Source organism: Synechococcus sp. MU1651 (genome assembly GCF_023630635.1).
Taxonomy (GTDB): domain Bacteria; phylum Cyanobacteriota; class Cyanobacteriia; order PCC-6307; family Cyanobiaceae; genus Parasynechococcus.
In genome coordinates this window covers 83,422-109,649 of sequence record NZ_JAKUHJ010000002.1, presented here as the reverse complement: position 1 = coordinate 109,649, position 26,228 = coordinate 83,422, and the positions used below count along the sequence as shown (strand labels likewise).

The following is a 26,228-nucleotide window of genomic DNA, read 5'->3' as shown; positions in this document are numbered from 1 at the left end:
GGCGGTCACCATCAAAGAGGACACACTCTCATCAGCCGCAAACCAAGATACCAGAAATATATACAAAAAAAACTTTGCCGCACCCAAAAAAAAGCAACAAATTTATCACAACAACAAAGCACTGATTAGGCTTTCTAGAACACAAATATAAGATAATAGATTATGCATATGAGCAATTACGGCATTATGCGCCAGAGCTACATCAGATCAACCATCAATGCAGCACTACTGACAAGATGCCGAATTATCGAACATAGAATTATATTGACATAATTCCATCCAATCCAGAAAGCCAAAAACTGAAAGATTGACTCGTTGAAAGCTATCGCCAAGACAATTAACAAGTCCAAAAAAGAAAAAATCGTGAGCGATTTTCCCATCAAGTGCATTTCGAAAAGAAGTCAGCCCAGATATCACACATGCATCCTACGAACTCAAGTGAAATCAACAGGTGAGCGATGCCTGAGTCCTTGATAGAGTTAGAGCCTCTCAACGCAGAAGCGTGCGGCTGTCAATTCTCGTTATATCTCGCACTGCAGACCTGGTGAACAGGCTATGCGCAGGACTAAATGAGGCATCCAACCTGCCAGCCGATCAAGCCGAAATTCTCTGCTCTTGGAATGGATCGGAGCAAGATGAGAAACTTTTAAAGAACGCTAGCCGCTATGACTTCCACGTCGCACAACACGATCCATATCATTTTGCGGGCAACATGAACAGCCTGGCCAGGAAGGCGACCGGGGACGTGCTGATGCTTGCTAATGACGACCTTGTGCTCGACCCCGGATGTGTCGACGAAGGAATAGCTGTGCTTTCAAAACACCAAAAAGTAGGTCTTGTGGGAGCTCGATTACGCAACAATAAAGGGCAACTTACCCATGCAGGCATTCAGTTTGACAGTAAATACTCGAGCTATCACCCTCTAGACCAACTTATCAAATCATCTCAAACTAGACTGAGCCCAGGCGGACCTATCGCAGCCGTGACCGGAGCATTGCAGTGGATTCGTCGTCGAGATTTCCTCAAACATCCTTTCAACACAAGCTATCAGGTTTGTGGCGAAGATGTTGAACTCTGCCTCGATGTACAAGAATATCTACATCAACAAGTGTGGCTATGCAATCAGGCAACTGCAATTCACGAATCGGAAACAACTCGCAGTCAACAACCTGACCAATCTCAGAACAGCGCAGACCTTCTAAGACTGAGAGCACGAACACAATCATTCATAGAGCAGGCAACTGCTGATCAGCTGAGAGTTCTCTTGGAACAACAACAACGAGAATCTCAACAACTAAGAGATCTCATCCGAGAAGATCTAATAGAGCTCCAAACCCTTGAAAAAGAGCAAGAACGAATTTTGATGGACTTGCGCGAGGAACGACTAAAACTCAAACAAGAAATCGAAATCTTGAAAGGAGGACTTCAATGACACAACCTCTACATGGCCTTCGTCTGGTTGTAAGCGGCTTCGAACTCGAGCAGCAAGAACACCGAGGCATTGCTGTATTCACCAAAGGGCTTCTGCGGGCTCTAAAAGCAGCAGGAGCAGAAATCTGGCTTTTAACAGAATTCCAGCCTTCCACACAAGATCTTGCAATCGCGCGGGTACCAAAAGCTGTCGAGACACGCGTCACAACATCTCGTGTACTAGAGAAGCTCAACAGCGGTGATGATACAGAAGATGAAAAAAGCTCAATAATCAAACTCCTCAATCAATTACCACTGTCAAGAAAAATCCTAGGCCTATCCAAAATATTAAAGAAAGAAGGGAGAAAGCTCAAAAGCTCTCTATTTCCACGACGACTAATCAGCAACAGAAAGCTAAAGATAATTCCAAAAGCGGAATTTATAAACAGTCCATACAAACGATGCGAACGCCTCTCATACATTGAATACATTGACGGCCTAATTTGTGCTCGAAATTGCTATTTAGACTCATTTAATCTTGCAAAATCCAAAAGATCACAGCCATTGCTTATTGATCTGCGTGGATTCGATGGCCTGATCACCACAAGTCCACTCAATATCAAACCGTTAAACACCGAACTCTTTGCTCAGACGATTCACGACCTTATTCCTCTTGATTATCAACGCACGAAGGATCATCTACCTAGCTTCACACAGCGACTAAATACAGCCAATCAAGCTAGCAAAATCTTTGTATCAAACGATGCAAAATCAAACTATGAACATAGCTTTGTTGGAGAAAAACGTATCCTGAGTCCTTCGCAGTGCGTGGTTACGCAGTCTCCATCCCTTGAGTTTCCCGGGGACTCCCTCGACTGGGAAGCCCGGACACAACAAATCAAAATACTCTCCAACAATCAGAAGCAATATTCTCTTGCCCCATGTAGCTACTTCTTATTCAACTCATCAGTTGTTCCTCATAAAAACCTTTTATTCGCACTTAACGCATTCATGGAGTCGGGACTTGAGCATAAAAATATCGCCTTGTGCATTACAGGCAAGCTACAAAAAGACGATTACAGCAAATTGGTCGGCCATGTGGCCGCAAATCATGAGAGTGTAATTTTTACTGGTTATGTAGATGAAGCAACCAAACGAAAGCTGTACCTGAATGCGCTTGCTTTACTCAGCCCCTCCCTTATTGAGGGATTCGGAATACCGGTACTTGATGCTGCATGTCTCGGGCTAAGCACAATCGCTAGTCCGCTTGGATCACACCGGGAAATCCAAGCCATGAATGATTTCTCAGACCATGTGCTGCTTTGCTCAACACTCATCTCCAGTGACTGGGCAAGTGCAATGCGCTTAATCACGCTAAAACATGAGCAAGTAGTCGCTACATTATCCCCACAAGATCAAATCAAAAAAATCAACCAACTGCGTGCAGAACGTATTAAGCGGTATCGTCACCACAAAATGCTGATCGACCAGACTTTTCAAAGAACGGTGTGCGATCTACTAATTTCAGGAGGCGCAACAGACGAGTAAAGCAATTAATCGCTTCATTTAGCTAAGCTGTCAAACTGACAACGAATAGCCGATTGCTGAGCTTCAACTGACAAACATTGTGCCAATACAAATCCGTCACGAGACAACTGGCCCCAAAGCGCAGAATCACACAAAAGAGAACGCACATGATGCGCAAATACTGTTCCATCATCTTCACCTGAAAACAACAACGACGACTCATCGTGAAACTCCCGATGGACAGCAATATCACTCACAATCGTTGGAATACCTTCAGCCTTTGCTTCAAGCACCGGATAATCAAATCCTTCTTCACTACTGGCAGAAATCAAAGCCAAGGAAGAACGCATGCACATCAAGAGATCTTGATGTGACATAGCATCAATCAATTCAACCTGACGCGGATCGGGCAACTCTCGATGCAACCTCTTCACAAGTGAAGTCTGCCTACCTGTTTTTCCAACAATGCGAAGTACTCCTTTCCATTGAGGATATGTACTCTGAAGTTGCGCCACACCCCTTAACATCGCCGGGAGATTTTTGTTGACATCGTGACGAGCCAGAGCCAAGAGATCTTCACCTCCTGGTGAAGTAACACGAGGTCGCTCGATGGTAATGCCATTAGGGATCACCTCAATTGAGCTGGCATCCACACCAAACATCATTAGTTGATCCGCAACATAACGACTAATAGCAATCAAACGCTTCGCAACTTTGCAATGACGCGGCTGCCAAAAACGATAACGAAACCAGGCTTTGAGACTATTAGAAGCAACCAAGGGTGTTAAATCGTGGCACGTGATTAATTGTGGAATGTGTGGCCAACAAAGGAGCGCATCAAAAAAAGGAGAATAAATCGCCTCAATCTGACCGGTACTAACGTTGTTCGCCTTTAGTACATCCGCAAGACTTAAACCATGCTGAACAAGGCTATAGCGCTGAAGCAACCGCATCTTCCGATGAGATGCCCAAGGGGGTGATTGAGGCAGCCATTGTTCGGCAGCAACCAACTGACCATGCCCCCGCTGATCAAGCTGCAGGCGCCACCCTTCCAGACCAGGCAAAACACGCTGAACGTAACTTCCAAAGCCAGAATGGCCAGGCAACCATGAGAGTAAATTAATTAATCGCATTAAACCCAAAAAGGAATATTACGTCGGTCACGATTTAACAAACGGATCGAAATCCAGAGGCCCAAAACATTTACTAAAAGCACAGCGAATCCAACTAACCACTGCAATTCTCCGGTCATCAATGTATGACGAACAGGTGATAGAACGCGATAAAGGGGATTGAGATTTGCAGTCCAAGCCATCGCCCCAAGATTTTTCTTTTCATACAAAATTGGAGACAATAGAAAAACCAATTGCAAAACAATGGGCACCAATTGATACAAGTCTCTGTACCTTGCGCCGACCAAACACGTCAACAGCGGGAACCAAAATAAAAAGAGAAGCAGATTAAATAGTGGCAACCAACCCCAGATCAATAAATTGAGCAACAGGTCATGCTGGAAAAAGCTCAGTGCAATAACAACAAGAAGAAATGACTGCAAAAAAGTCTGTACTTGAAACGCCCATTCTTCCAAGGTGTAAAAAATGGGGTGGAGATTGATATTATGCAAATGGTCCCGATTGTGCTCAAACAAATTGGGAGCACCACCGACTGCAGAACTGATACTGTTCCAAACAACTAACCCAATACCGAGGTAGACCACGTAAACAGAAAAATTTTGAACCTTAAATACCGTTCCATAAACAGCGGCTAAAACTGCAATTGAAAACAAATTGGAAAGGCCAAGCCAAAAACTACCCAAAGCCGTCCGAGCGAAACGAGCTTTGGTCCTCGCTGTAGCTGTAAACCACCACACCCGGCGACTGCGCCAAGCTTCCAGAAGCGTGTTACGAACAGAACAGCGCTGGGACTGATTCAAAGAAATAATCGTAGTCATAAAAATTAGCCCTGCAATCGGTGATAAAAGCTGAGAGCTTCATCTAGAGGTCCATCAAACACAATCCCCCCTTCTCGAAAAACCAATCCTCGTTGGCAGAAACGTTTGAGCAAAACATCCGAGTGAGAAGCCAGGAAAAGAGTTCCAGTCGAAGCCAAGAATTTATCAAGACGAGCTTGTGCCTTCTCGTAGAAACTACTGTCACCGGCTCCAAAACCTTCATCCATCGCCAAACAATCATGGTTCGTACCAGTAAGAACTGCAAAAATCAATCGCGCGGCCATACCTTGGCTATAAGTTTTTACGGGGAGTCGAACAAAATCACCAAGCCCAGAAAATCGAACAACATCGTCGCGAAACTGATCAAATCCACAAAGACTGCCATGCATCATCAAATAATGAGCCTTAATTGCCTGTAAGCCGCTCAGCTCAGGACTTGTGACAAAACTTTTATTAATCATGGGATGAACTTTTACATTCACCTCAAAAACACCGGCCGAATGTTGATAAACACCAGAAATCAGACGCAAAAACGTAGATTTACCCGCACCGTTATGTCCAATAAGCGCTACGCGCTCACCCTCATAAACAGTGCAATTGATATCTTCAAGAGCAGTAACCACGGCTCCACCACCCCTACGACTTAGACGGCCACCTGTTACTGAACGAATCAACGATGCCTTGAGGCTGCGGGTTTCCGTCGTGGCTACCGGAATATCCAACCGCACTTTATGCAGACGCAAAGCAACTGGACGTTGCACATCGTGATCCACATTTGATGAAATAGAAAACAAATGCTCTGTCATGGCTGAAAGACTACTGCTGTTGCCAGGATTTCAGTTGTTGAAGCCAGACAGTTCGCCCAAACACGCTCAAGTAACGCTCGCGGGCGTACTGGCCAAGCCGCAGACAAAGGGAAGGGTCATCAGCCAAGCGCTGCAAAACATCTGGCAACGCATCCGGAGTTTGAGGCCAATCAAAACCTGACAACCGACCAACCCAACCCATGCCAGACCGAGGGCAACGAAATGCAAGGGCAGGAATACCTGAAGCCATCGCCTCGAGTTGCACGATACCGAACGCTTCATTGCTCCGGTCCGAAGGGAGAACCAGAAGATCTGCTTCATCCAATTGCGCAAGCTTGTCGGCTTCAGAAAGACGGCCAAGAAACGAAACGCGATCAAAAGCTTGTTGCGCGAACAACTTGACAGCCAGTGCTTCAAACATTTCGCGGCGTGGACCCTCGCCAATCACCACCAAACGCCATGGGGCTTGCACCGTTGCCAAGTCGTGGAGAAGCCAGTCGAGTCTTTTGTAACTGTCAAGCCGGCCGATGAAGAGCACCCTCAACGGCGATCCCTCCATCCCCTGCTGCTGCTGCAGACCCAAAGCCGCACGCTCTTGTTCAGCACTGAGGCAACAGGGCAAGACGTACACCCGGTGCGGAGCACACCCACCATGCTGCAGCTCCTGGGCCAGCACGGGCGATGTGGTGATGACGCCAGAAAGATGAGGCAAAAGCTGTAAAGCGAGCCACTGATAAAGCGCAAACAGAAGGCCGTTCACCCCATGGCCCTGCTGCAGAAAACAGTGCCAGTGGGCCGTAACCCGGCGGCGAGGGCAGATCAAGCGGGCCAACAGCAACACCAGCAACACTCCCGGCGACGGCAGATGGCCATGGAGAGGAGTCTTGGAGCGAAGGAGACGCCCTAGTGCCGAGGACGGCAGCGGCAGATGCAGACGTCCGAAAATCTTGGTACTGGGCAGACGACGGCGGGGATAAGCCACGGGCAGTGGATCGTGGCCATCTGCACCCTGACGCTGCACGTCAAAGCTGTAAACCGCACCACCCCAAACGCTGGCCAGTTCATGGGCCACCCGCTCCACGCCGCCGTAGCCCGGGGGCCATTCACGCAAAAGTTGCTCCACCATCGTTCAGCGCATGGGCGGTGTGCCGTCGCTGTTGCGGCTGATGAGCAGCTGTTCAATGTCGCGAGCCAGCAGATCGCAGCGTTCCGATGGAAGCAAACTCGCTAGCTCGGAAATCGCCAGTGGCCGTCCTTGGTGCTCCGCCAGCTGAAACAGCACATGCTTCTTGACAAAGGGAAATCCACGACCCAGAAGACTGCGCCAAGCAAACAAACTTTGATTCACCTGCTCAAGCTGAGACCGGCCATAACCTTGCAACTCTGCAGCCATGGTTGGATCCATCAGCAGGCCATGCACCAATGAGTAGGCGGGCTTCAGCTCCACCCCCGCCGCCAACATCGCTTGAGAAAGACCAATCTCCCCTTGATTGATCAAATCATCCTTAGAACCTTCAATGGCGTAGTCCAGCCAGAAACGCAACCAAGCAGGGTGCGCCAGGAGCGCACGATTGGCATGCAGCAGAAACGACTGGAGGTGATAACGACCGCGCTCAACCGAGTCCGTTAGGCCCGCTAACACCGGCGGGGCCATGGAGTGCTCAGTCGTCCACCGCTCCAGCTGAGCCAGTAAAACCTCAGGTGGCTGCACCAGCAGGTTGCTGTCGTTGCACAACACAAAAGCTTCCAATGGCTGGTGCATCGCAGGAGTGGAGTGGAGCAGTAACGCCAGGTCGCGATAGGCGCCAAGACAGAGACCAAGGTTGGCCCGGCGCACAATCTGAACTCCGAAGGACTCCAACACACCACTGATGGCTGAATCGACGTGGGGCGATGAGAGCACCACCTGCCAGCCGGCCGCGTGAAGCGCTATTAGCGCCTCACGCCAGCTGTAGGGCAGAAATCCGCGGGAGTCGTAGTGATGAAACACCAGCAGCCGGTGCGGGGGCTGCTCACGCCAACGTTGGCGCAGCTTGGTGTAGTCGGGCCCGCGCTGAAGAAAGCCATTGCGATCACGGCTGAGGGCCACTGCGGCATCGGTATAGGCCTGGGTGGAGCGGATCGCAGCCGCCACTGTGTTTGGCGCCTCAGGGGACGACCACGACAGGCGATCAGCAGCACGGCTGAGGGCCAGGGCCTGCCACAGCTGCAGTTTGGGCTTGCCACCGGTGGGCACAATCCGCAGCAGCGGACCCATGGCCAAGAGGCTGCGGCGGCGCTGATGGAGCAACCGGACCACCGCCGCTCCAAGGCGGCGACGCTCGGAACGATCAGCAGACAAATTCCGCACAAAGCGCGACAACCCAAGCCGAAGCTTCATCAATCACCCTCCACCTGAGCGAGCGGCAACTGCAACCAAGGGTGGCGTTGCTGCAAGGTGCGGGACAGTGCATGCCAGCTGCGATTGGTAGCGCAATGGCTCATCGACCCGGCATGACTGCGATACACGGCCAGGATCCGGGGGCATTGAAGCCCGTGAAAACCCGCCTCCGCGAGCTTGCACCAAAAGTCGTAATCCTCCCAGCCTCCTTCGATGTGGGTGTATCCCCCGACCTGCTCCCAGGCACTGCGTCTCACTAAGGCCATCGCGTCCACCACGTTCCCTGACGCAAGCCGCTCACGCTGCCAACTGGCTGTACTCACCAACGTGCGCTGATCATCCCAACACCCCGGCTCGGCCTCAACCGACAGCAAAGGATGCACCACAGCAGCCAGGGGATTGCTGGCATCGGCCAGCGCCAGACAATCCTTCACCGCATCCGGGAAGAGGGCGTTGTCGGCATCGAGCACAAAACACCAGGGGGCCTGACAGTGGGCCAAGGCGGTGTTGCGGGCCGTTGCCAGACCTGCGTTGTAGCCATGGCGCAGCAACAGCACCCGCACAAAAGGGTGGCCATCTGCGCTTAGGCACGCATCCATCCAGCGCTCCACGACGGCCGGACCGTCATCGCTGGAGGCGTCATCAACAACGATCAGCTCGAGGCGCTGCTGGGTCTGACCCCTGACGCTGTGAAGCGCCTCGGTAATGCGGTCCGCGTAGTTGTAAAGGGTCACCACCACCGCTCCCAAAGGCGGACGCTGGTCCAAATCGTGGGATTGCCACTGACGCAGGGTCTGGAGGGGCGGCATGGGGCGATCCTCCGCCATGGCCATCAGCGGTTGGCCGTCATGGCGCGCCCGAAGCTCCGCCGGCGGGGTACCCCATGGATGGGCCAGACAAGCCGACGGGGTTTGCAGCAGATCCCACTCAGCAGGGCAATGATCAGCGCCCCCACAGACCAACCTTGCCCCCCGTAGGGCAGCCGCCTGTAACCAACCAGCCCGCAACAAGCCCGCAGCGGGATTGTCAATCACCAACTCGGGCCAGCCTGGCCAGTAGGCGATGGCCGGGCCACTGGGCTGAGCCCCTGGATCGACCGGTGACGCCATTTCCTGGGTGAGGGCTCGCTCAAAACCAGCCCCCGCCGGTCCCAGCACCTGCAGCTGCCCTTCTGGAGGAGGCATCAGCCCCAAACGGGCACCCCACTGATGGTGATCCACGGCCTGAGGTAGCTGCAACCAGCCGTTGACCTCGGCCTCGGGATCAAGCCACCAGGCCGGTAAACCCAATGCTCTCAAGAGCAGCACTCGGGCAGGCTCGGGATCCATGATCAATTGGTGGCCCTGAAGATGCGCCAACCAATCGGCTGATCGCTTCAGTGGGGGCAACTCCAGATTGAGTGCAAGCCGCTCAACTGGGTTAGAAGTTGCCACAACATGGCCAGCGGGCAGTTCCAACCTCAGCTGATGTGTGATCGAGTGCAAAAAATCAACTTGGCACTGGCCCAAAGTTGGTATCGGCAGATGCTGCAGGAGCAGGTGAGGTTTGAGCTCCAGCCAGGTGGCCCCGCAAACATTAAGGAGGCAATGCTGCGCCAAATGCACCTTCTCCGTGAGACGCGGTGCAGGGAAGCAACGATGAGCTGAGAGCCAATCAAACCAATCTTCTGGTCGATCGGCCGAGACAGTCGACTGTGCCATTGCTGAATCAGCTCCGCCGAAGGGAGGGCGCAAAGCAGGCCAGCGATGGGGCAAGGGCTGGCGCATCAAGCGGCGGTGCAAGCGGCGCACGCTGCCCTGCACCTTGGATGCCTGCTTGGGGCGAAGGCTGCGGCGGTGCTGGGGCTTGATCAAAGCCAAGGCCTGCTGCAATTGCTGCGGGGAGGGACGCAGATCGGGCAAAGCCTGTTCCAAAGCCTCAAGTTGCTGCTCTGGCGCCTGAAACCAGCGGTCAAAATCAACCACAAGCCAAGGCAGATCCGCCTGCTGAGCGGCACTGATCACCTCCAGGTTGTGACGCCACCACAACTGCTGGGCGCGGTTGGCATCCATTCCCACCAATGGGCCATCACGCCGCACCAGGGAGGTGACAACCTCTGCCGGATCACGAACCGCCAACAGCAGGCGCAAGGGGATGGCTAGCTCGCGGCAGAGCTCCACCCACAGCGGCAGCAAACGACTGCTACGGGGATCCTTGATCGCCCACAACCCCTGTTGCTGATCCCTGGCCGCTGCCAGCAGAGCAAGGAGCTGGACGTAAGCCTGACGAGTGGCGGGATGCTGCAACCACCCCTCAGGCAAGGCCAAAGTGCCTTCTTCTGCTGGCCACCAACGCTGAAGATCAATCAGCAGGCGCTCCTGCAAAGCCACGACGGCATCCCACTCGAAATACCCCTCGGGGTTGTTCTGATCCCCAGCAATGGTTTCGCCAGGAAGTTCGACCCCCAGTCGCTGCAGGATCCCGCCCAACAGTGAGGTGCCGCTGCGATGCATGCCGACCACCAGCAACAGAGGAGGCCTGGACACAACAAGCGCTGCAGGATGGGGTGACGCTAACCCGCACCCTGTGGCTCTCCATCCCCCCAAAAAACTCGGATGGCCCTGGAAGAGGTTGCGACTGCCCCACTTTCTCGGGCTTGGTACCCAGAAAGGGGGCACCACCAGCCTTCAGAAACTGCTGGAGCAGCACCCCGGGGTGTACCTGCCGCCCTGCAAGGAGGTGCATTACTTCAGCCAGCACGCAGAAGAACCATTGCGCTGGTACGCCGAGCACTACCGCGACGCCCGGCGCGGCCAGCGACGGGGCGACATCACACCTTTTTATCTGTTCCATCCCGACGTGCCGGCCCGCATCCGCGCGCTGCTGCCGAGGGCCAAGATGATCGTGCTGCTGCGGGATCCGGTGGAACGGACCCTGTCACAGGTATTTCATGCCCGCCGCCATGGTTTTGAAGCGCTGGAAGTGGCGGATGCTCTGGCGGCGGAACCTGAGCGACTGGCCACAGGGGGTGCCTACAGCTTCCAGAAACACAGCTACGTGGCGCGCAGTCGCTACCTGGAGCAGCTCGATCGCTACGAAGCGCTGTTCCCTCAGCGACAGCTGCTGGTGCTGAAAAGCGAAGCCCTGTTCAACAACACCCCTGCTGTTTGGCACACCATCCAGCAGTTCCTCAATCTGGAGGCGATCCCGCTGCCGATGGCCCTGCCGAAAGCGAATGCCGGCAGTGGTGAGGCAGCACAGGTGCCTGCTGCGGTGCGGGGCCAACTCAGAGAGGCGCTTTCAACCACCGCTTCAGGCGTGAAGCAGCGCTACGGAATCGACTGGGGCTGGAGCTGATCGCGTGGGATGGATCGGAGAGGTCAAGGACTGGAGTCAGCTGATCTGGGAGGACTGGCGCTTTCGCACACGCCAACCCGGACGCTGGCAACGGATGACCCTGCGGGACGTCCCGGTTGCGCCGATTGAAGAACTGCTGATGCGTTGGGCAGGCGGCAGCGTCTGGAGAGGAGGTCCGCAACTGATGCCGTGGCATCCGATCTGCCCAGGCTTACGCCACTACCGCGGAGACGAACCGGCCGATGATCCCGCCCTAAGGATGGAGTCAGCCGATCAGTGGCCTGTGGAGAGCGGCCGCCTGTTCTGGTGCGGCCCGATCGTGCATCACTTCGGCCACCAACTGGGGGAATTCGGCGGCCGCATCCTGCTGGCCAGCCTCGATCCACGACCAGGGCAGCTGCTGTTTCTGCATCCAGACGGGGATCAAGCCTTCGACAACCTCACCAGCTGGCAGCAGGCCTGGATCCGCTATCTCAACCCAACCAACAAACCGGTGTTGATCCGCGGCGGGGGCTTGCGGGCACGAGAGCTGGTGGTGATCCCTCAACAGCAACGCCTGGGCTGCCCGCCCACAGCTCACCATCTGCGGTCCCTCGGCCGTCTCAAGCGCTCAGCCTCGTCCGTCAATGAGGTGTTGGTGCTGTCGCGCTCTCGCTATGCAGCCGGCCGCGACCAGCCCAGCCTGCGGGGATCTGTGGCCGGGGAAGCGGCCCTGGATGCATGGATGCAACGCCAAGGCGCTCGGATTGTGTATCCAGAAACGCTGCCACTCGAAGAGCAGCTGAAGCTGCTGCACTCCACGCAACATTTAATTGTGGCGGAAGGCAGTGCACTGCATGCACTGGAACTGATCGGCCGCCAACCAGACAAGACCGTGACGGTGATCGCCAGGCGCCCCCTTTGGCGGGGCATGGACCGAGCACTGCGCAGCCGCTTCCCTCAATTGCGCTGGATCGATGCCGTGCAAGCCCTGCATTGGCTGCCCCCCGCCAACCCAAGGGTGAAAGGCGTCGCCCAACTGAACTGGACACAGCTGACAGCGGAGCTGCGTGAACGTTTCGGCTGGGAGGCCACCGCGAACGACATCAGCGGTTTGGAAAACGCTGCCAACGCGCAACTGGCTCACCTGCAGCAAACGCTGCCGATCCAGACACAACGCTGCACGGCCAAGGACCGCACAGCACTCAGGGCAGGAGGTTGGTGAGCATGCGGCGCAGAAGCTGCCGTTTGGAGAGTCTTGAGGTCGTTTGAGCCTGAACGGGCACACCACGCACCCGCATCAGCAGAGGCACCGTGAGCGTGGCGGGGTGGCTGATGCCGTGCTCCCACAAGCCATCCTCCCCCCAGCAATCGCCGTGATCGGCGCAGACGAGCACTGTTCCATGAGCAAAACACTCGAGCAGGGGTTCCAACTGTTGGTCAACCCACTCCAAGCAAGCGCGCTGACGACGGGCGCTCTCGACTGCGCAGCAGTGCTCCGATCCAAACGGCACACAGGGGCTGGGCCAACGCTCCCAATCAGCCCCCTCATGCCAGTAAGGCACATGGGTTTCGCCCACATTGAGGAACACAAAGCGTGGCTGACTCTCCGGCGCCTGCGCCAGACGCTGCTCAATCCAGAGCAACTGCGCGCCCAGGCTCCAGGTGTTACCTGCGAAGTGAAAGTGTTCAAAGGGCTGGGCCAGCACGGCCCCGGTGTCGCTGGCGGTGTTGAACCAATCGACCGCGCCACTGCCGATCGTGCAGTAGCCCTGCCGGCGAAAACCCTCAATGATGTTGGCGCCTTCGAGGCGGAAGCTTTGCTCACCGTCATGGCCGGCATGGCCAGCGAAAGCCATCCGAAACAACTTGCCTGCCTTGGGGTTCAACCAGGGCTCAGCACAACCCTCAACCCCCGGCGTGAAGCCCATCCAGAAGGCAGCATGGCTGCCATAGGTGAAGTAGCTGGGTGCCAGGGCCTGATGCAGGGGGCCGATGGCAGCGAAATGAGGCAACGCACCCTGGCTATGGGCGGTCGCAAACGTGTCGAAGCGGCAGGAATCCAAGCTGATGAACAGCACATCACTGGCTGCCATGGGCAAAGCGACACCGGGGGAGACCGGTAGGCTATGCCGAAGATTTTGCCCAAAGGTTCTTGAGCACACGGCAGAAACGGCGCTTCATGCTCCTGCCTCAGGAACACACTGTGATGGTGCGTCAGACCTCCAAATGGGGACAGATCTTCCTGCTTTCGCTGGTGGGCCTGGGTGCAACCGCATTCGCCACGGCCTGGTTCTATCGGCTGGATGAAGTGATCACAGTCCAAGGCCGCCTCGTGCCACAGAAAGGTGGAGTTGAGGTAAAGAGTCCCGTGAGCGGGCAGCTCAACGAGCTGCTGGTGAGTAATGGAGATCAGGTCGAGGAGGATCAGCCACTGCTGCGTTTTGATGTCAAGGCGGCAAGAGCCCAGGAGAACTCCTTAAGACGGCAACTAGAACTGGAACGCGAGCGCGTGAAAGATCAGCTGCGGCGGAACAGCCAACGCCAACAGACCCTCACCCGTAACATCAGCCTGTCCGAGGAAATACTCGAACGACTCATACCACTACAACGTGGTGGTGCAATTAGTGAAATACAAGTCCTGCAGCAATCCAACCAACTGGAGTCACAACGCGACGAATTGCTACAGCTCCAAACACAACGTGATGAGCTTCAAAACGACAGCCAAAGCAGAACTGCAAATCTCGAAGGTCAACTGAAGCAAATACAAAGCCAGCTACGTAACGAAATCGTAAAAGCACCTATCAGCGGCACTATTTTTGACCTGCAGCCTGACAACAATAGCTACGTGGCCACCAACGCTGAACCGCTGCTGAAAATTGTGCCTAAAGGCAAATTAGGCGGGGAGGTTAACGTAGGGAATCAAGACATTGGCTTTATACGTCCTGGGCAAGCAGCCAAAATTCGCATCGACTCTTTTCCATACACGGAGTACGGCGAGATCGACGGCACCATTCGAAGCATTGGTGCCGATTCCTTGCCCCCAAACGAACTGATCCGTTCTTATCACTTTCCCGTTAACTTGAGCCTGAGCCGCTCAAACCTTGAGACCAAAGACGGCACAGTAATTCCGCTGCAATCAGGTATGACTATCACTACGAACTTGAAACTCCGTGATAGACGATTAATTGAATTATTAAGCGATTTGTTTACCAATCGGAGCGAAAGCCTGAAGCGCCTGCGTCAACCATGAGCTTGAATCAAAACTACGACAAATCGGCAATGTGGATCGACGAAGCTCCTATATCTGGCAATGAGATCGTTAAAATCATACGCAGGCAGGGAGGATTGCCCCTTTTAGTACAAGATTGGATATTGGATAATACATTAGCTCATATTAATATTGATCCAGAAACGCAATTAAATGCGCTTAGTGACTACAGAGAAAACAACCACTTAACGAGCGACGAAGCATATGCGGACCACTTACAAACACGTCATATCGACGAATCTCTTTTAATTAAAATATTGTCCCGTCCGCTGCAAGTTGTTCAGTATCGGGAAGAACGTTGGGGTCCATTTGCGCAAAGCCTCTATCTTCAACACAAGGAGCGCTTCGATATGGTGACGTATCAGCGCCTCGAGTCGAGTAATGCTGATGTGATGCAGGAAATTTATTTCCGATTGAAGGATGGTGAAGAAAGCTGGGACGGTTTGGCCCGCCAATTTCCTGGTGCACCCGCTGATGCCACCGCTATGCGGGGGCCAATCCCTGTGGCTGATGTGGAAGCGCCAGTGCTTGACGCCCTACGGAAAAGCGAACCAGGTCGCGTAGCCCGACCTGTGCGAATTGGCAGCCAGGTGATCGTTGTCGCTCTTGAGCAATTTCGGCCAAGCGTGTTCGGAGATGAGGTGCGGACAGCACTACTGAGACAAGCTTTCGACGAGTGGATTGCCCAGGAATGCAGCAGGATGCTGAACAAGATCAAGTTTCCGGAATGACTGCGAGCGTCAACCCCACCAACCGATTGGCCTTGCTTCGAGGATTGAAGGAGTTTGAGCAAGCCTCAAACACATCCATACAGCGGCTTGCTGATGAGGCCGAGTTGATCGAGCTGCGACAAGGCCAGACTCTTTTGAAGGTTGGCGCGTTGGGAACGCATGCATTCGTGGTTACCAATGGAGCACTGCGGTTGCTTGCTGAAGAGCCCTTTCACAGCGATCTGTTCAGCGTGGGCCGAGCTGAAGCTGGCGAACTGGTGGGAGTTGTCGGATTGTTGCGTCAATCCCCCTGCGAAGGAGCGATCGCACGCCGCCCCACACAACTCATAAGCCTCCCGCTTGAACTTCTAAACACTCTGATGAGAGACGATCAGGGCCTACAAGCGGGTCTCCAGAACCATTGGTCGGCATGCGAGGGGGCAGCCGTGCTCAGCCAGCACCTGCGCAAGCTGCCCCACCCTCCAGCCGATCCCTGCCAATGGATCCTGGCGCAGCTGCGAAACAGCGCACCAGGAACAAATCACTCCGATCAGGCAAAACAACTGCTGAGCACGGTCCTGCCTGAGCATGCAGAACTCACAGGGTCAACACTCAACTCTGAACAAAACGAGGCGCTAAGCCAATTCAGCCCGCTGCCGCTTCGATTTTGGCCATGGACTCCCGTTCAAGACGCTTCACCCGCGTCTTCAGTATCACAACCCGTTGAAATTGAACAATCAGACCCCACAAGCAACCAAGAAACACCCAAGATCTGGAATGCGAGCCACAATCTCGATTTAGACCAACTGGGTCTGCGCAACGCAAAAAGTCAGACTGACCTGCAGGGATTTAGGCCCATACGAGGGCATGGACCCGTTGGTGCCAATTTAGCCACTCTGCGCATGCTGGCTCGAGCTTACGACACGCCCTGTCCAGTGGACGTGATCGAAAAAGTTTTGGAGGGGGCAAGCGAACGCAGTGGCCAGATTCCGATTCACACCATTGGCCAGCTGGCCGAATCAATGGGTTTACAAACCCAAGTTGGCTCCGTGAAATTCGAACAGATGCATCGCCTTGAGCTGCCCGTAATCGTGGCAGCTCATAGTCATTTTGCGCTGTTAACACAGGTTAAAGAAGGCAAGGTGTTGTTGGCAGATCCAGAACGCGGCTGGCGCACCCTGCCATTTGAAGAGGTTCGGGCGGATTGGGGCAACGACGTGCAAGTGGTATTGGTCAAACGCCTCGCCGACACACCAACGAAGCAATTTGGATGGAGCTGGTTTGCCCCTGTTCTAAAGCGCTTTCAGTGGCCGCTGATTCAGGTTTTATTGGCCTCACTGTTCATCCAATTGTTCCAACTCGCCAATCCTCTGCTGCTGCAACAGATCATCGATAAGGTGATCAATCAGAGCAACCTCTCAGCCCTACAGGTGTTGGGTGCCGCTCTAGTCGTGGCTGCGTTGTTCCAAGGGCTGCTTACAGCGGTGCGCACCTGGTTGTTGATCGACACCACCGACCGCATGGACTTACTGCTGGGAAGCCAAGTGATCGACAAGCTGTTGCGGCTACCGCTTCGCTTTTTCGAAAAAAGACCTGTAGGTGAACTTTCGCAACGCCTCAGCGAGCTTGGAACGCTGCGTGGATTTCTCACAGGTACGGCAATTACCAGCGCATTGGATCTGCTATTTGCCACCATTTACATCCTAATTATGTTGATGTACAGCCCACTCCTGACGGCTGTAGCTCTCGGCACAGTGCCTCTGTATGTGCTGATGATCCTGTTAATCGCGCCGATCTATCGGAAGCTCATCCGCCACCAAGCTCAATTTGCTGCCCGAACACAAAGCCACTTGATCGAAACCTTGGGGGGGATTCAAACCGTTAAAGCACAGCATTTTGAACTCAATTCCCGCTGGCGTTGGCAGGAGCGATATTCAGGCCAGATTGCTGAAGGTTTCAAAAGTGTCGTACTGGGAAGCAGTGCAGGCGAAATAGGTAACTTCTTAAATCAACTCAGTTCACTACTGATTATCTGGGTGGGTGTTTATCAGGTAGTAAACGGCGATCTAAGTCTGGGACAACTGATTGCCTTCCGCATCATTGCGGGCTATGTCACAGGACCCATCCTGCGATTGTCCAGTCTGTGGCAGGGCTTCCAACAAGTTGGGATCTCCATGGAGCGCCTCGCTGACATCGTTGACCAAGTGCCGGAAGCAGGCGAACGGGATGCCGATCAAATCTCGCTTCCACCAATCAAGGGCAACGTGAGCTTTGACACGCTGAAATTCCGATTTGGCACTCAGGGCCCCATGCAGATTGATGGCGTTGATCTTTCTGTTGAGGCGGGTAGCTTCATCGGCATCGTTGGTCAGAGCGGAAGCGGCAAAAGCACATTGATGAAACTTCTTCCCAGGCTCTATGAACCCAACGAGGGCAGAATCCTGATCGATGGCTATGACATCAGCAAAGTGAGCCTGAGCAGTGTTCGCCAGCAAATCGGCATTGTCCCCCAGGATTGTCTTCTTTTTGAAGGCACTATCCGCGAGAACATCACCATGAATGTTCCAGAAGCTGACACCGAAGCAGTCATTAGGGTTGCTCGTGCCGCAGAGGCCCATGACTTCATCATGGAACTCCCAGATGGCTATGGCACACACCTCGGTGAACGCGGAGCAGGTCTGAGCGGAGGGCAACGACAACGTATCGCCATTGCCAGGACCTTGCTTCAAAATCCAAATCTTCTTGTTTTAGACGAGGCCACCAGCGCCCTCGACTACGACACCGAAGCCAACGTGTGTCGCAATCTCCAAGATCAGCTCAAGGGGAAAACGGTGTTTTTCATCACCCACCGTCTCAGCACTGTCAGACACGCCGACCGCATCGTGATGATGCATCAGGGACGGATCGTCGAGCAGGGGACTCACGAACAGTTGATGGATCTTGGCGGGCGCTATGCCACCCTCTATGCCCATCAAGGTGACGCCTGAAGCACCCGATCTGCCACCAACTGCATCAACTGCAGCTGACGGGGAACGCAACGCTCCAGGCTGTAGTCGGCGAGGATCGACTCCCGCGCTGCTCTGCCAAGTGAATCAGCACGTTCTCGATTGCCCAGCAAGTCAGAAACAGCATTGGCCAACTGATCCGGAGAAAAGAAATCCACCAATAATCCATTGACACCATCTCGAATCACCTCCTGAACAGGGGCTGTGGACGACCCGACAATGGGCAATCCAGTGCTCATCGCCTCAAGCAAACTCCAGCTGAGAACGAAGGGATAGGTGAGATAAACGTGGCATGAACTAAGTTTCAACAATTGCAGAAATAGCCCATAGGGAAGATTCCCAGGAAAATGAACCTTAGAGGGATCATATTGACCCTTAATCTGAGCTAGAGAAAGGTCACGCCAAGTCCCTACAGGCGGCTGCTTCCCGTAGGCAGCACCCTCATGCCCTCCAACAATCACAATATGCGCATTAGGGCATAACTTTTGGATGGCCGGAATCGCACGAATAAATGTGAGACATCCGCGGTAAGGCTCAATTCGCCGATTCACAAAAGTGATGATGTGGTCTCCAGCAGACAAAAGAGTTCCATCCGACATCTGAATTGGAGAAGGGTTTACTTCCGGCGCAGCAATGCGTGTATCAATGCCGTCGTGAATCACACTTATGCGATTACGTAGGTGATGAGGAAAGCTGCTGCGCTGGAAAGAAGTTGGACTGACATTCCAACTGCTGGCCTCAAGCATTAACAACTGATTGGCATTCTTCATACGCAACTTGGCACACGCCTCCCACTCCAATGGCCCTTGCAATTCGTCGTCAAAATCAAAGTCGAAACCACGAGCGTTGTAATAAAACTCTTGATAACTGAGCAGTGGCGACTCTGGCCAAACATCACGCAGGAACAAGGCCTCACCCCATCCAGGATGCGCACAAATGAGATCTGGCACGAAACCTTGCTCTCGCAGCTGGTATGCAGCTCTTGCACAGGCCTCGGCACGGATCACTTTGGCTTCCGTTTCAGCAGCCCAGGGATGTACGTCCTGTCCTGTTCCGCGACTAAGGCCATAACGGAGATAAGTCACGGCCTCAGGAATGGGTTCCGTGAGCGGTTCAATCCCTAGCCCCACCAATTGATGACCCTGGGAGGCCAGAGCTCGCACCACATGAAGGTACTGAGCTGGGAAGCTCTGGTGGACAAAGAGAATTCGCATGCATAGGGAGCAATGCGTCGATCTTGACAGGAGAGAATCAGACATCCGCAACTGAAAGGCCTTGGACATCGTTTTCATCCATGGCAACTACCCCGCCCAATTCCGCCATCTCGCCGCTGCTCTAGGCAGCACGGAAGCCCATCGGGTAATTTTCCTGACGGACCGGGTTGACGCCGCTAGTCAACCGATTCAAGGCGTCGAGACACGTCAGCTTGCTATGCACCGCATGCCGTGTGAGAGCACACATCACTATCTCGTGGCCACAGAAGAAGCGGTTTTAAAAGGTCAATCGGTGTTGCGGGCTCTGCATGAGCTGTTGCAAGAGGGGGTTATCCCACGACTAGTGATCAGTCATGCGGGCACAGGACTCGGACTGTTTGTAAAAGACCTGTTACCAAAGGCAGTTCATATTGGCCTGTTTGAGTGGTTCTTCAAACCCGAAACCGCCCGGTGGCTGCTGCCAAATTTCGAACTGAACGAACAGCTACAAACCAGAATGCGAAATTTGCCGATCCTCGATGAACTAAACAGCTGCGACGTTGGCGTCGTCCCCACTACCTGGCAGAAGCAACAATTCCCGAAAGAGTTTCACCATAAGCTACAAGTGATCTTTGATGGAATCGACATGAACTTTTTCAAGCCAGAACCAAGCATTGATCAAACCACTATCAATCTTGAGGGCGAAGAACTTACAGCCCCACTCCAAATAAAACCTAGCAACTTGCTACTTAGCTACGCAACGCGTGGCATGGAAACCCTTCGCGGATTTCCAGAGTTTCTCGCAGCAGCAGCCCGTGCGCTCAGCGAAATTCCCAATCTTCAAGTAGTGATCGCCGGACGCGACAGACGCGCCTACAGCTATGACGCACCAAGCCACGCAGGAAGCTGGAAAAGCAAAATCCTCGAGGAACTCGGAGATTTTCCCGGACAAGATAGGTTGCACTTTACCGGCTTAATGCCATATGAGCACTACAAACAACTACTCCAACGCAGCAACCTTCACTGTTATTTCACACGCCCATATGTGACAAGCTGGAGCCTTTTTGAAGCAGCTGCGTGCGGAGCCAGACTTTGCGTGAACCAGTCCCCTGCAACGGAAAATATTGTCGAAAATTCAGAGTTGGTCACATGGGTTAATCTTGATAATAAAACAACACTAAACAACACAATAGTCAGGGCACTTCAAAATCATGGCAACAAACAACGCAGTTCGTTAAAAACAGACTTCGCCCTTACCAATAGCCTCGCACAGTGGCAAAATCTCATCAACCACTGCCTCACTCACAACAGTTGATCGAAGTTCAGCGGAGTGCCGCGCGTATAGGCTCGCCTGGCCTGACGCCCCAATAACTGCTCATAGAGATAAGGTGGCGCCCCATCACCAGGGCGAACGATCCGCAGATTTTCTGTGCTGAAGGCCTCACCTTCCTCAATATCAGCTGAAACATAAATAGAACGGCGAAACACTAGGCTTTTACGCTCTGCATCTGTAGGGCCATAACGCACCTGGCCCAATGCTTTCCAGGCACGTTCAGCCTCAGTAACCAGGGCATGAAGCTCATTGGGCTCCAATGAAAATGCGCTGTCAACACCTCCATCCGCACGCGAGAGCGTGAAATGCTTTTCAATCACACTGGCCCCCAGGGCCACGGATGCAACAGCCACACCCAAGCCCATAGTGTGATCACTGAGGCCGACCTCCGTTCCAAACAAGTCGCGCAGATGAGGAATGGTTTGAATGTTGGTGTTTTCAGCGCTAGCAGGGTATGTACTAGTGCACTTGAGCAAAACCAACTGGTCACAACCCGCAGCTCGAGCGGTCTCAACCGCCTTCTCCAGCTCTGCCAGAGACGCCATGCCAGTGGAGATAATCAAAGGCTTACCGGTGGATGCAGCCTTGGCAATCAATGGCAAATGGTTGTTCTCAAAACTGGCAATCTTGTAGGCAGGTGCTCCCAGGTCAGTCAGAAAATCAACAGCAGACTCATCGAACGGTGAACTGAAACAGATCAGACCCAACTCCCGGGCTCGATCCATGATCGGCTTGTGCCAATCCCAGGGTGTATAAGCCAGTTTGTACAAGTCGTGCAGATTCTTTCCTGACCAAAGAGAATCTGAATCCTTGATCTCAAAACTGCCGCCACGAACATCCAACGTCATGGTGTCGGCTGTGTAGGTCTGCAGCTTGATGGCATGGGCACCGGCACGGGCAGCAGCCTCAACAATCTCGAGAGCTCGATCCAGGCTTTGATTGTGATTGCCACTCATCTCTGCAATCACAAACGGAGCGTAACCCGTGCCGATCAAGCGGCCTGCGATGTCAATCGTCATAGGGAGGCGGTTGTGGAGGTCAACGACCCAAAGTTCAAAATGATCTCACTGATTCGGCAGAAGGGTCTAATCCATGGAACACCATCGCCAGAGTTTCATGTCATGCCGGGATTTCGAGGAAACCTCAGCATCGGACTTGAAGCCACATCGCTCAAAGCAGGCGTTGCTGGCATCATTTGAACTGAGCACTTCCGCAACGGCGTGGGTGCTTTGCCCCCAGCGTTGCTGCATGACCTGAAGACCAAGACGCACCAAGGGAACCGAGAGGCCGCATCCACGAGAACATTGATCGAGAGACAAGCCAATCAAAGCTTCGTCTACTCCCCCAGGGCCAGTCGCCGGACTCCGGTCGAAGCGGATCTGTCCAACGGGGCAGCCATCGTGAGTCACAGCAATCAACATCAAACGGTTCGGATTCAGCAAGCCTTGTTCAAACCAGCAATGATGATCGTCCGCAGAAATCAGATCATGCGAAAAACTGTTGGCTCGCACGTCAGGGTCATTGGCCCACTTCAACAAAAGTGCTTCATCTCTTAATTCTGCACGCCTCAATGTGAGGGGAGCATTCAAGCGCAGCATGGCCATGGCGAGACGAGCGGCACCATAACCATCCGTCAGTTGAATACTGCGTTCGGCGGGCCACGGCTCAACAAGTCGCGCCTTCAATGCATCAACGATCTGCGGCACCTGCACCTCTGATGCATCCCCCAGAAGCATCAGAAATCCTGCCTGATCGAGAGCCTGGGCAAAGGGCAATTGGTTCTTAGCGATCGCCACGACCAAAGTTGGAAGCCCTAAGCAAGCTCTCTCCCAAGCAGTCGACCCGCAAGCACCGATAGCCAGGTCAGCACGCACCATCAACCCAGCAAGGCTGGGAAGAGGGTCGTGCAAGGTGGTGAGGGGTCGACGCGAAACCATATCTGCAACAGTCTCGCGATGGGGAGACTGATGACCGAGAACAACATCAACTGCGACGCAAGACAACTCAGGCGCCATCAACGCCTCTAAAGCACGCGTCGTCAGGTTGTTGAGATCGACTCCACCAAAAAACACAAGCACTCGGTGCAACTCTCTGCGGGCAGGAACGAGAGCATGAAACCGGGGATATTCGGGACCAAGGAGAGCGTAGTGAGGCCCAAGAAATGTGCGGCAGTGCTGCGGAAGAAGACCTGAATAGCGCGTGTCCACTCCTGAACCGACGTAGTTCTGATCCAACAACAGATCCGCTTGATGCGACCGATCAGCAAGATCATCGATCACCAAAAGTTTTGAAGAAAAACGCGTACCAAACCGCTGAAGCAGATGATTTTCCCAAACAGCATCAATTCCATAATGATCAACCACGACCCAATCAATCGACTGGAGCCCCGCGGCTGAAATCAGGTCAAAGGTTTGATCTGCATCCTGTTGCTGACTACAGCCCAGCCAGGCTTCATACAACGTACGTCCCTCCAGTTCTTCACAAGTCAATAGAGGAAGCTCAGGCAAGGTCAAAACACAAAACTCCTGCGCAAGAATCTCAATCAGATCACCAGGCTGACGACGACAGAGGAATACAACATCAGCCCCAGACCGAAGCAACTCTCGAGCCAACGTGCGGCAACGCATCACATGACCACTCCCAATGGTCATGGACGCATCGCAGCGAAAGAGAACCTGATTCACAACCAGAAACAACAATCCATTAATTCAACCGTTTAAACCCAGAGTGACAAACAGGACCTTCAAGCAATGCGTGAACAGAGCGACCATCCTCACATTCAGAAATCAAAGCAAAAACCCGATCCAACGCTTCAAAATATGGGCTCAAAACTCTTGGTGTGTGCATGATGCATGCATAACAACTGGTCGACGCTAAATAACCCATCTTGAGCATTTCCTGAGTCAACAGTGTTTTGTATTCCAACGCCAACGAACTCTCAAAAGCGAATCCAGCAAGGGCAGGCAAACCGTTGTGGCGAATGGAGAGTCCATGACGGTCAGCCAACTCTTGCCATTGGCGACGAATCTGATTACCAATCGCCGTAACCACCTCCCAACTGCGCTCACGTTCCATCACCTCGAGCGTTTTAAGTGCAGCGGCTGGTCCAATGCGTTCTGTCCAGAACGTGCTACTGATGAACGTTGTCTGTGCAGCCTCCATGACGGAACGTCGGCCGATCGTAGCTGTGATCGCGTGACCGTTGCCAAGGGCTTTGCCAAACATGGCCATATCCGGCTCAACTCCATACTTGAGATGAAGGCCTCCAAAGGTTTCACGGAAGCCAGATGTGCACTCATCAAAGATCAGCACAATGCCCCGACGCGTACAAAGTTCACGAACAGCCTCTAAAAAACCAGGATCGGGCGGAGAAGATCGTTGTACCTCCATCTTCACGGCAGCGAGTTCGTGGCTAGACACGATCGCCTCTAATTGATCCAACCGATTGAAAGAAAAAGGCTGAACACTACCTGCAAGGCCTTGAGGAACTCCTTTGGGTTCAAGACCCGGCAATAAGTGCTCTTGCAAGCCAGAGTCGTTTTGAAGGTTGGTGGCTAGGTACCAATCGTGCCAACCGTGATAGCCACAGATCGCAACAGTATCTCGACCAGTGGCAGCACGCGCGATACGAATTGCAATGGCATTGGCCTCGCCGCCACTACGAGCAAAACGAACCATCTCTGCCCAGGGATGCAACTGGATCAAACGCTCAGCAAGCCAAACCTCTTCTGGACAATTGAGGGTACTCATGTTGCCGGCTGCCAAAGTGGAGGCCACCGCAGCATCCACATCTGAGTGGCCATAACCAAGCAAGTTGGTGCCAATACCCATAATGCTCATATCAATTAACTCACGACCGTCCAAATCCCATACGCGGCAACCCTTCGCTTTGGAGAAATAGGCAGGCCACTGATCCGGCAGAAACATTTCCGCCCGCTTTGAAAGCAGCATATTGCCGCCAGGAATGCATTTTTTAGCCCGCAACCAGAGCTCCTGACCTTTGCCTTGCCCCAATGTCACTTACACACCTCCATCAGAATCAGAGGCTAACGACTTCAGGTATCCAGCATTGCGCTCGGTGTGCAAATTACGACCAGCAAGAGCGGGGTGGTTGTGCAAATAATCCACAACGGCATCAACACCAAAACACGGATTATCAGCACCCAAGGCTGAGGCAATCTGACGAACAACCTCTAAATCCTCAGGGTCGTCAACAGTGACGCGATAGAAAGGACGAGCAGGCGTGTGCTGGAAGTGGCCCCAAACAAGACCAGCATGCTCGCTACGAAACCATGGCGTTACATGCTCACGCTCCGACTGCAATCGCGCCTCATTGAGGGCTCGCTCCAATAGAGGAGCACGAAAAACTTCGACATCAAAACCATCAGGAACACTTAACTGTTTCTCATCAACACAATTAGCCAAGTAATCCCAGACTCCATCGATAAATGCCTCGACCAATTCATCAACTAATATCGGGTCACTGAATGGGCAGTCACCTGTTAAACGGACAACAATGTCTGCATCATGATGAAGCGCACAATCGCGAAAACGGCGAAGAACATCCTGCAAGTCACCTCTGTAAACCGTATAACCAGCCGATTCAACAACGGATGCCAAATCATCATCTGAGCTGTCACATGACGTGGCAAGCACAAGACGATCCAAACTCTCACACCGCTTCAGGCGCTCTAACTGGTAGACGACCATCGGAACGCCCTCAATGGGCAACAGCACTTTCCCAGGCAAACGTGATGAAGTAGATCTCGCCTGAACAATGCCGAGGATTGTCATGATGCAGACAACCAAGAGGATCGAGGCAAACCCATGCGCCAGACATCAACCCTGGAACCATCGCTCACCGCTTCTTGGCGCAAGGTTCCTTCAAGTTCAAACCCATTCTTCTCGAAAGCACGACGACTACCGATATTGCCGGCATAAATTCCAGCGTTCAACTTCTGAAGATCTAACTCCCGGAACGCCCAGTCGCGAACAAGCCCAATGGCTTCGCTGGCATAACCCAAGCCCCAGCAACTTTTATCACCAATGAACAAACTGAGATCGGCACGTCGATGCAGCCATTGAATGGGACCTAATTTGATATTGCCGATGTGACGCCCATCCTCGACAAGGCAAATTGCAAACCAAGGATTCGCAGGGTCGTCACGATGATTCTGCCAATACGATTGGAGCGCTTCCATCGTTTGTGGCAAAAAGCGAGTTTCCAGATAGCGGCTAACATCACCATCATTCAACCAACTCAAGTATTGGGTACTAAGGTCAGATGGGTGAAGTGCTCTCAGCACAAGACGCTTTGAGTTAAGCAT

Annotated in this window: 21 protein-coding genes; 8 read left to right on the top strand and 13 right to left on the bottom strand. The window is 53.4% G+C overall.

What is annotated here, in order from left to right; all coding sequences use genetic code 11:
- Positions 1-502: 502 nt before the first annotated feature.
- The gene (locus tag NCN05_RS03425) at positions 503-1,432 is read left to right on the top strand and encodes a glycosyltransferase (RefSeq protein ID WP_250397001.1); all 930 of its coding nucleotides are present in this window, start codon (positions 503-505) and stop codon (positions 1,430-1,432) included.
- Positions 1,429-2,958, top strand: coding sequence for a glycosyltransferase (locus NCN05_RS03420; RefSeq protein WP_250397000.1), 1,530 nt, complete (start codon positions 1,429-1,431; stop codon positions 2,956-2,958). The genes NCN05_RS03425 and NCN05_RS03420 overlap by 4 nt, the downstream gene beginning before the upstream one ends.
- A gap of 14 nt (positions 2,959-2,972) precedes the next feature.
- Here NCN05_RS03420 and NCN05_RS03415 read toward each other — a convergent pair whose 3' ends face one another.
- From NCN05_RS03415 to NCN05_RS12585, 6 genes are read right to left on the bottom strand one after another with little or no spacing between them, the layout of a single operon-like run.
- Positions 2,973-4,043 (bottom strand): glycosyltransferase, encoded by a 1,071-nt coding sequence (locus tag NCN05_RS03415; RefSeq protein ID WP_250396999.1) that lies wholly within the window; start codon positions 4,041-4,043, stop codon positions 2,973-2,975.
- Positions 4,044-4,069: 26 nt separating this feature from the next.
- The gene (locus NCN05_RS03410; RefSeq protein WP_250396998.1) at positions 4,070-4,888 is read right to left on the bottom strand and encodes an ABC transporter permease; all 819 of its coding nucleotides are present in this window, start codon (positions 4,886-4,888) and stop codon (positions 4,070-4,072) included.
- Between the two features lie 5 nt (positions 4,889-4,893).
- On the bottom strand, positions 4,894-5,694 hold the full coding sequence (locus tag NCN05_RS03405; protein WP_250396997.1) for an ABC transporter ATP-binding protein: 801 nt from the start codon (positions 5,692-5,694) through the stop codon (positions 4,894-4,896).
- 10 nt (positions 5,695-5,704) lie between these two features.
- Complete coding sequence (locus tag NCN05_RS03400) at positions 5,705-6,820, bottom strand: glycosyltransferase family 4 protein (protein WP_250396996.1); 1,116 nt, start codon at positions 6,818-6,820, stop codon at positions 5,705-5,707.
- A 3-nt stretch (positions 6,821-6,823) separates the two neighbouring features.
- Positions 6,824-8,074 (bottom strand): hypothetical protein, encoded by a 1,251-nt coding sequence (locus NCN05_RS03395; RefSeq protein WP_250396995.1) that lies wholly within the window; start codon positions 8,072-8,074, stop codon positions 6,824-6,826.
- Positions 8,074-10,599 (bottom strand): glycosyltransferase, encoded by a 2,526-nt coding sequence (locus tag NCN05_RS12585; protein ID WP_250396994.1) that lies wholly within the window; start codon positions 10,597-10,599, stop codon positions 8,074-8,076. Before NCN05_RS12585 ends, NCN05_RS03395 begins: the two co-directional genes overlap by 1 nt.
- 40 nt (positions 10,600-10,639) lie before the next feature.
- On the opposite strand from NCN05_RS12585, the gene NCN05_RS03385 reads away from it, so the two are divergent.
- Together NCN05_RS03385 and NCN05_RS03380 are read left to right on the top strand one after the other, a co-directional pair.
- The gene (locus NCN05_RS03385) at positions 10,640-11,410 is read left to right on the top strand and encodes a sulfotransferase family protein (protein ID WP_250396993.1); all 771 of its coding nucleotides are present in this window, start codon (positions 10,640-10,642) and stop codon (positions 11,408-11,410) included.
- A gap of 4 nt (positions 11,411-11,414) precedes the next feature.
- A complete protein-coding gene (locus NCN05_RS03380; RefSeq protein ID WP_250396992.1) occupies positions 11,415-12,614 on the top strand; it encodes a glycosyltransferase 61 family protein in 1,200 nt (399 codons plus the stop codon).
- Here the strand turns inward: NCN05_RS03380 and NCN05_RS03375 are convergent.
- Positions 12,595-13,485, bottom strand: a complete 891-nt coding sequence (locus NCN05_RS03375; RefSeq protein WP_250396991.1) for an alkaline phosphatase family protein — start codon at positions 13,483-13,485, stop codon at positions 12,595-12,597. The genes NCN05_RS03380 and NCN05_RS03375 overlap by 20 nt on opposite strands.
- A gap of 86 nt (positions 13,486-13,571) precedes the next feature.
- On the opposite strand from NCN05_RS03375, the gene NCN05_RS03370 reads away from it, so the two are divergent.
- Genes NCN05_RS03370 through NCN05_RS03360 form a run of 3 tightly spaced genes read left to right on the top strand, consistent with a single transcriptional unit; the run spans position 13,572 to position 18,357 of the window.
- A complete protein-coding gene (locus NCN05_RS03370) occupies positions 13,572-14,642 on the top strand; it encodes an HlyD family secretion protein (RefSeq protein ID WP_250396990.1) in 1,071 nt (356 codons plus the stop codon).
- On the top strand, positions 14,639-15,391 hold the full coding sequence (locus tag NCN05_RS03365) for a peptidylprolyl isomerase (protein WP_250396989.1): 753 nt from the start codon (positions 14,639-14,641) through the stop codon (positions 15,389-15,391). The genes NCN05_RS03370 and NCN05_RS03365 overlap by 4 nt, the downstream gene beginning before the upstream one ends.
- Positions 15,352-18,357 carry an ABC transporter transmembrane domain-containing protein gene (locus NCN05_RS03360; protein ID WP_250396988.1) on the top strand — a complete coding sequence of 1,002 codons (3,006 nt, stop codon included), beginning with the start codon at positions 15,352-15,354 and terminating at the stop codon, positions 18,355-18,357. Before NCN05_RS03365 ends, NCN05_RS03360 begins: the two co-directional genes overlap by 40 nt.
- Here the strand turns inward: NCN05_RS03360 and NCN05_RS03355 are convergent.
- Complete coding sequence (locus tag NCN05_RS03355) at positions 18,342-19,589, bottom strand: glycosyltransferase (RefSeq protein ID WP_250396987.1); 1,248 nt, start codon at positions 19,587-19,589, stop codon at positions 18,342-18,344. The two genes, NCN05_RS03360 and NCN05_RS03355, sit on opposite strands and share 16 nt — an antisense overlap.
- 61 nt (positions 19,590-19,650) lie before the next feature.
- Here NCN05_RS03355 and NCN05_RS03350 point away from each other — a divergent pair, with 61 nt between their 5' ends.
- Entirely contained in the window at positions 19,651-20,883 is a 1,233-nt protein-coding gene (locus tag NCN05_RS03350; RefSeq protein ID WP_250396986.1) for a glycosyltransferase family protein, read from the top strand.
- On the opposite strand, the gene pseI is transcribed toward NCN05_RS03350, so the two are convergent.
- The 5 genes from pseI to NCN05_RS03325 form a co-directional block, all read right to left on the bottom strand.
- A complete protein-coding gene (gene pseI, locus NCN05_RS03345; RefSeq protein WP_250396985.1) occupies positions 20,871-21,920 on the bottom strand; it encodes a pseudaminic acid synthase in 1,050 nt (349 codons plus the stop codon). The two genes, NCN05_RS03350 and pseI, sit on opposite strands and share 13 nt — an antisense overlap.
- A gap of 66 nt (positions 21,921-21,986) precedes the next feature.
- Complete coding sequence (gene pseG / locus NCN05_RS03340) at positions 21,987-23,597, bottom strand: UDP-2,4-diacetamido-2,4,6-trideoxy-beta-L-altropyranose hydrolase (RefSeq protein WP_250396984.1); 1,611 nt, start codon at positions 23,595-23,597, stop codon at positions 21,987-21,989.
- Between the two features lie 7 nt (positions 23,598-23,604).
- Positions 23,605-24,921 carry an aminotransferase class III-fold pyridoxal phosphate-dependent enzyme gene (locus NCN05_RS03335; protein ID WP_250396983.1) on the bottom strand — a complete coding sequence of 439 codons (1,317 nt, stop codon included), beginning with the start codon at positions 24,919-24,921 and terminating at the stop codon, positions 23,605-23,607.
- Complete coding sequence (locus NCN05_RS03330; protein ID WP_250396982.1) at positions 24,922-25,695, bottom strand: cytidylyltransferase domain-containing protein; 774 nt, start codon at positions 25,693-25,695, stop codon at positions 24,922-24,924.
- Positions 25,692-26,228, bottom strand: coding sequence for a GNAT family N-acetyltransferase (locus NCN05_RS03325; protein WP_284500205.1), 537 nt, complete (start codon positions 26,226-26,228; stop codon positions 25,692-25,694). Before NCN05_RS03325 ends, NCN05_RS03330 begins: the two co-directional genes overlap by 4 nt.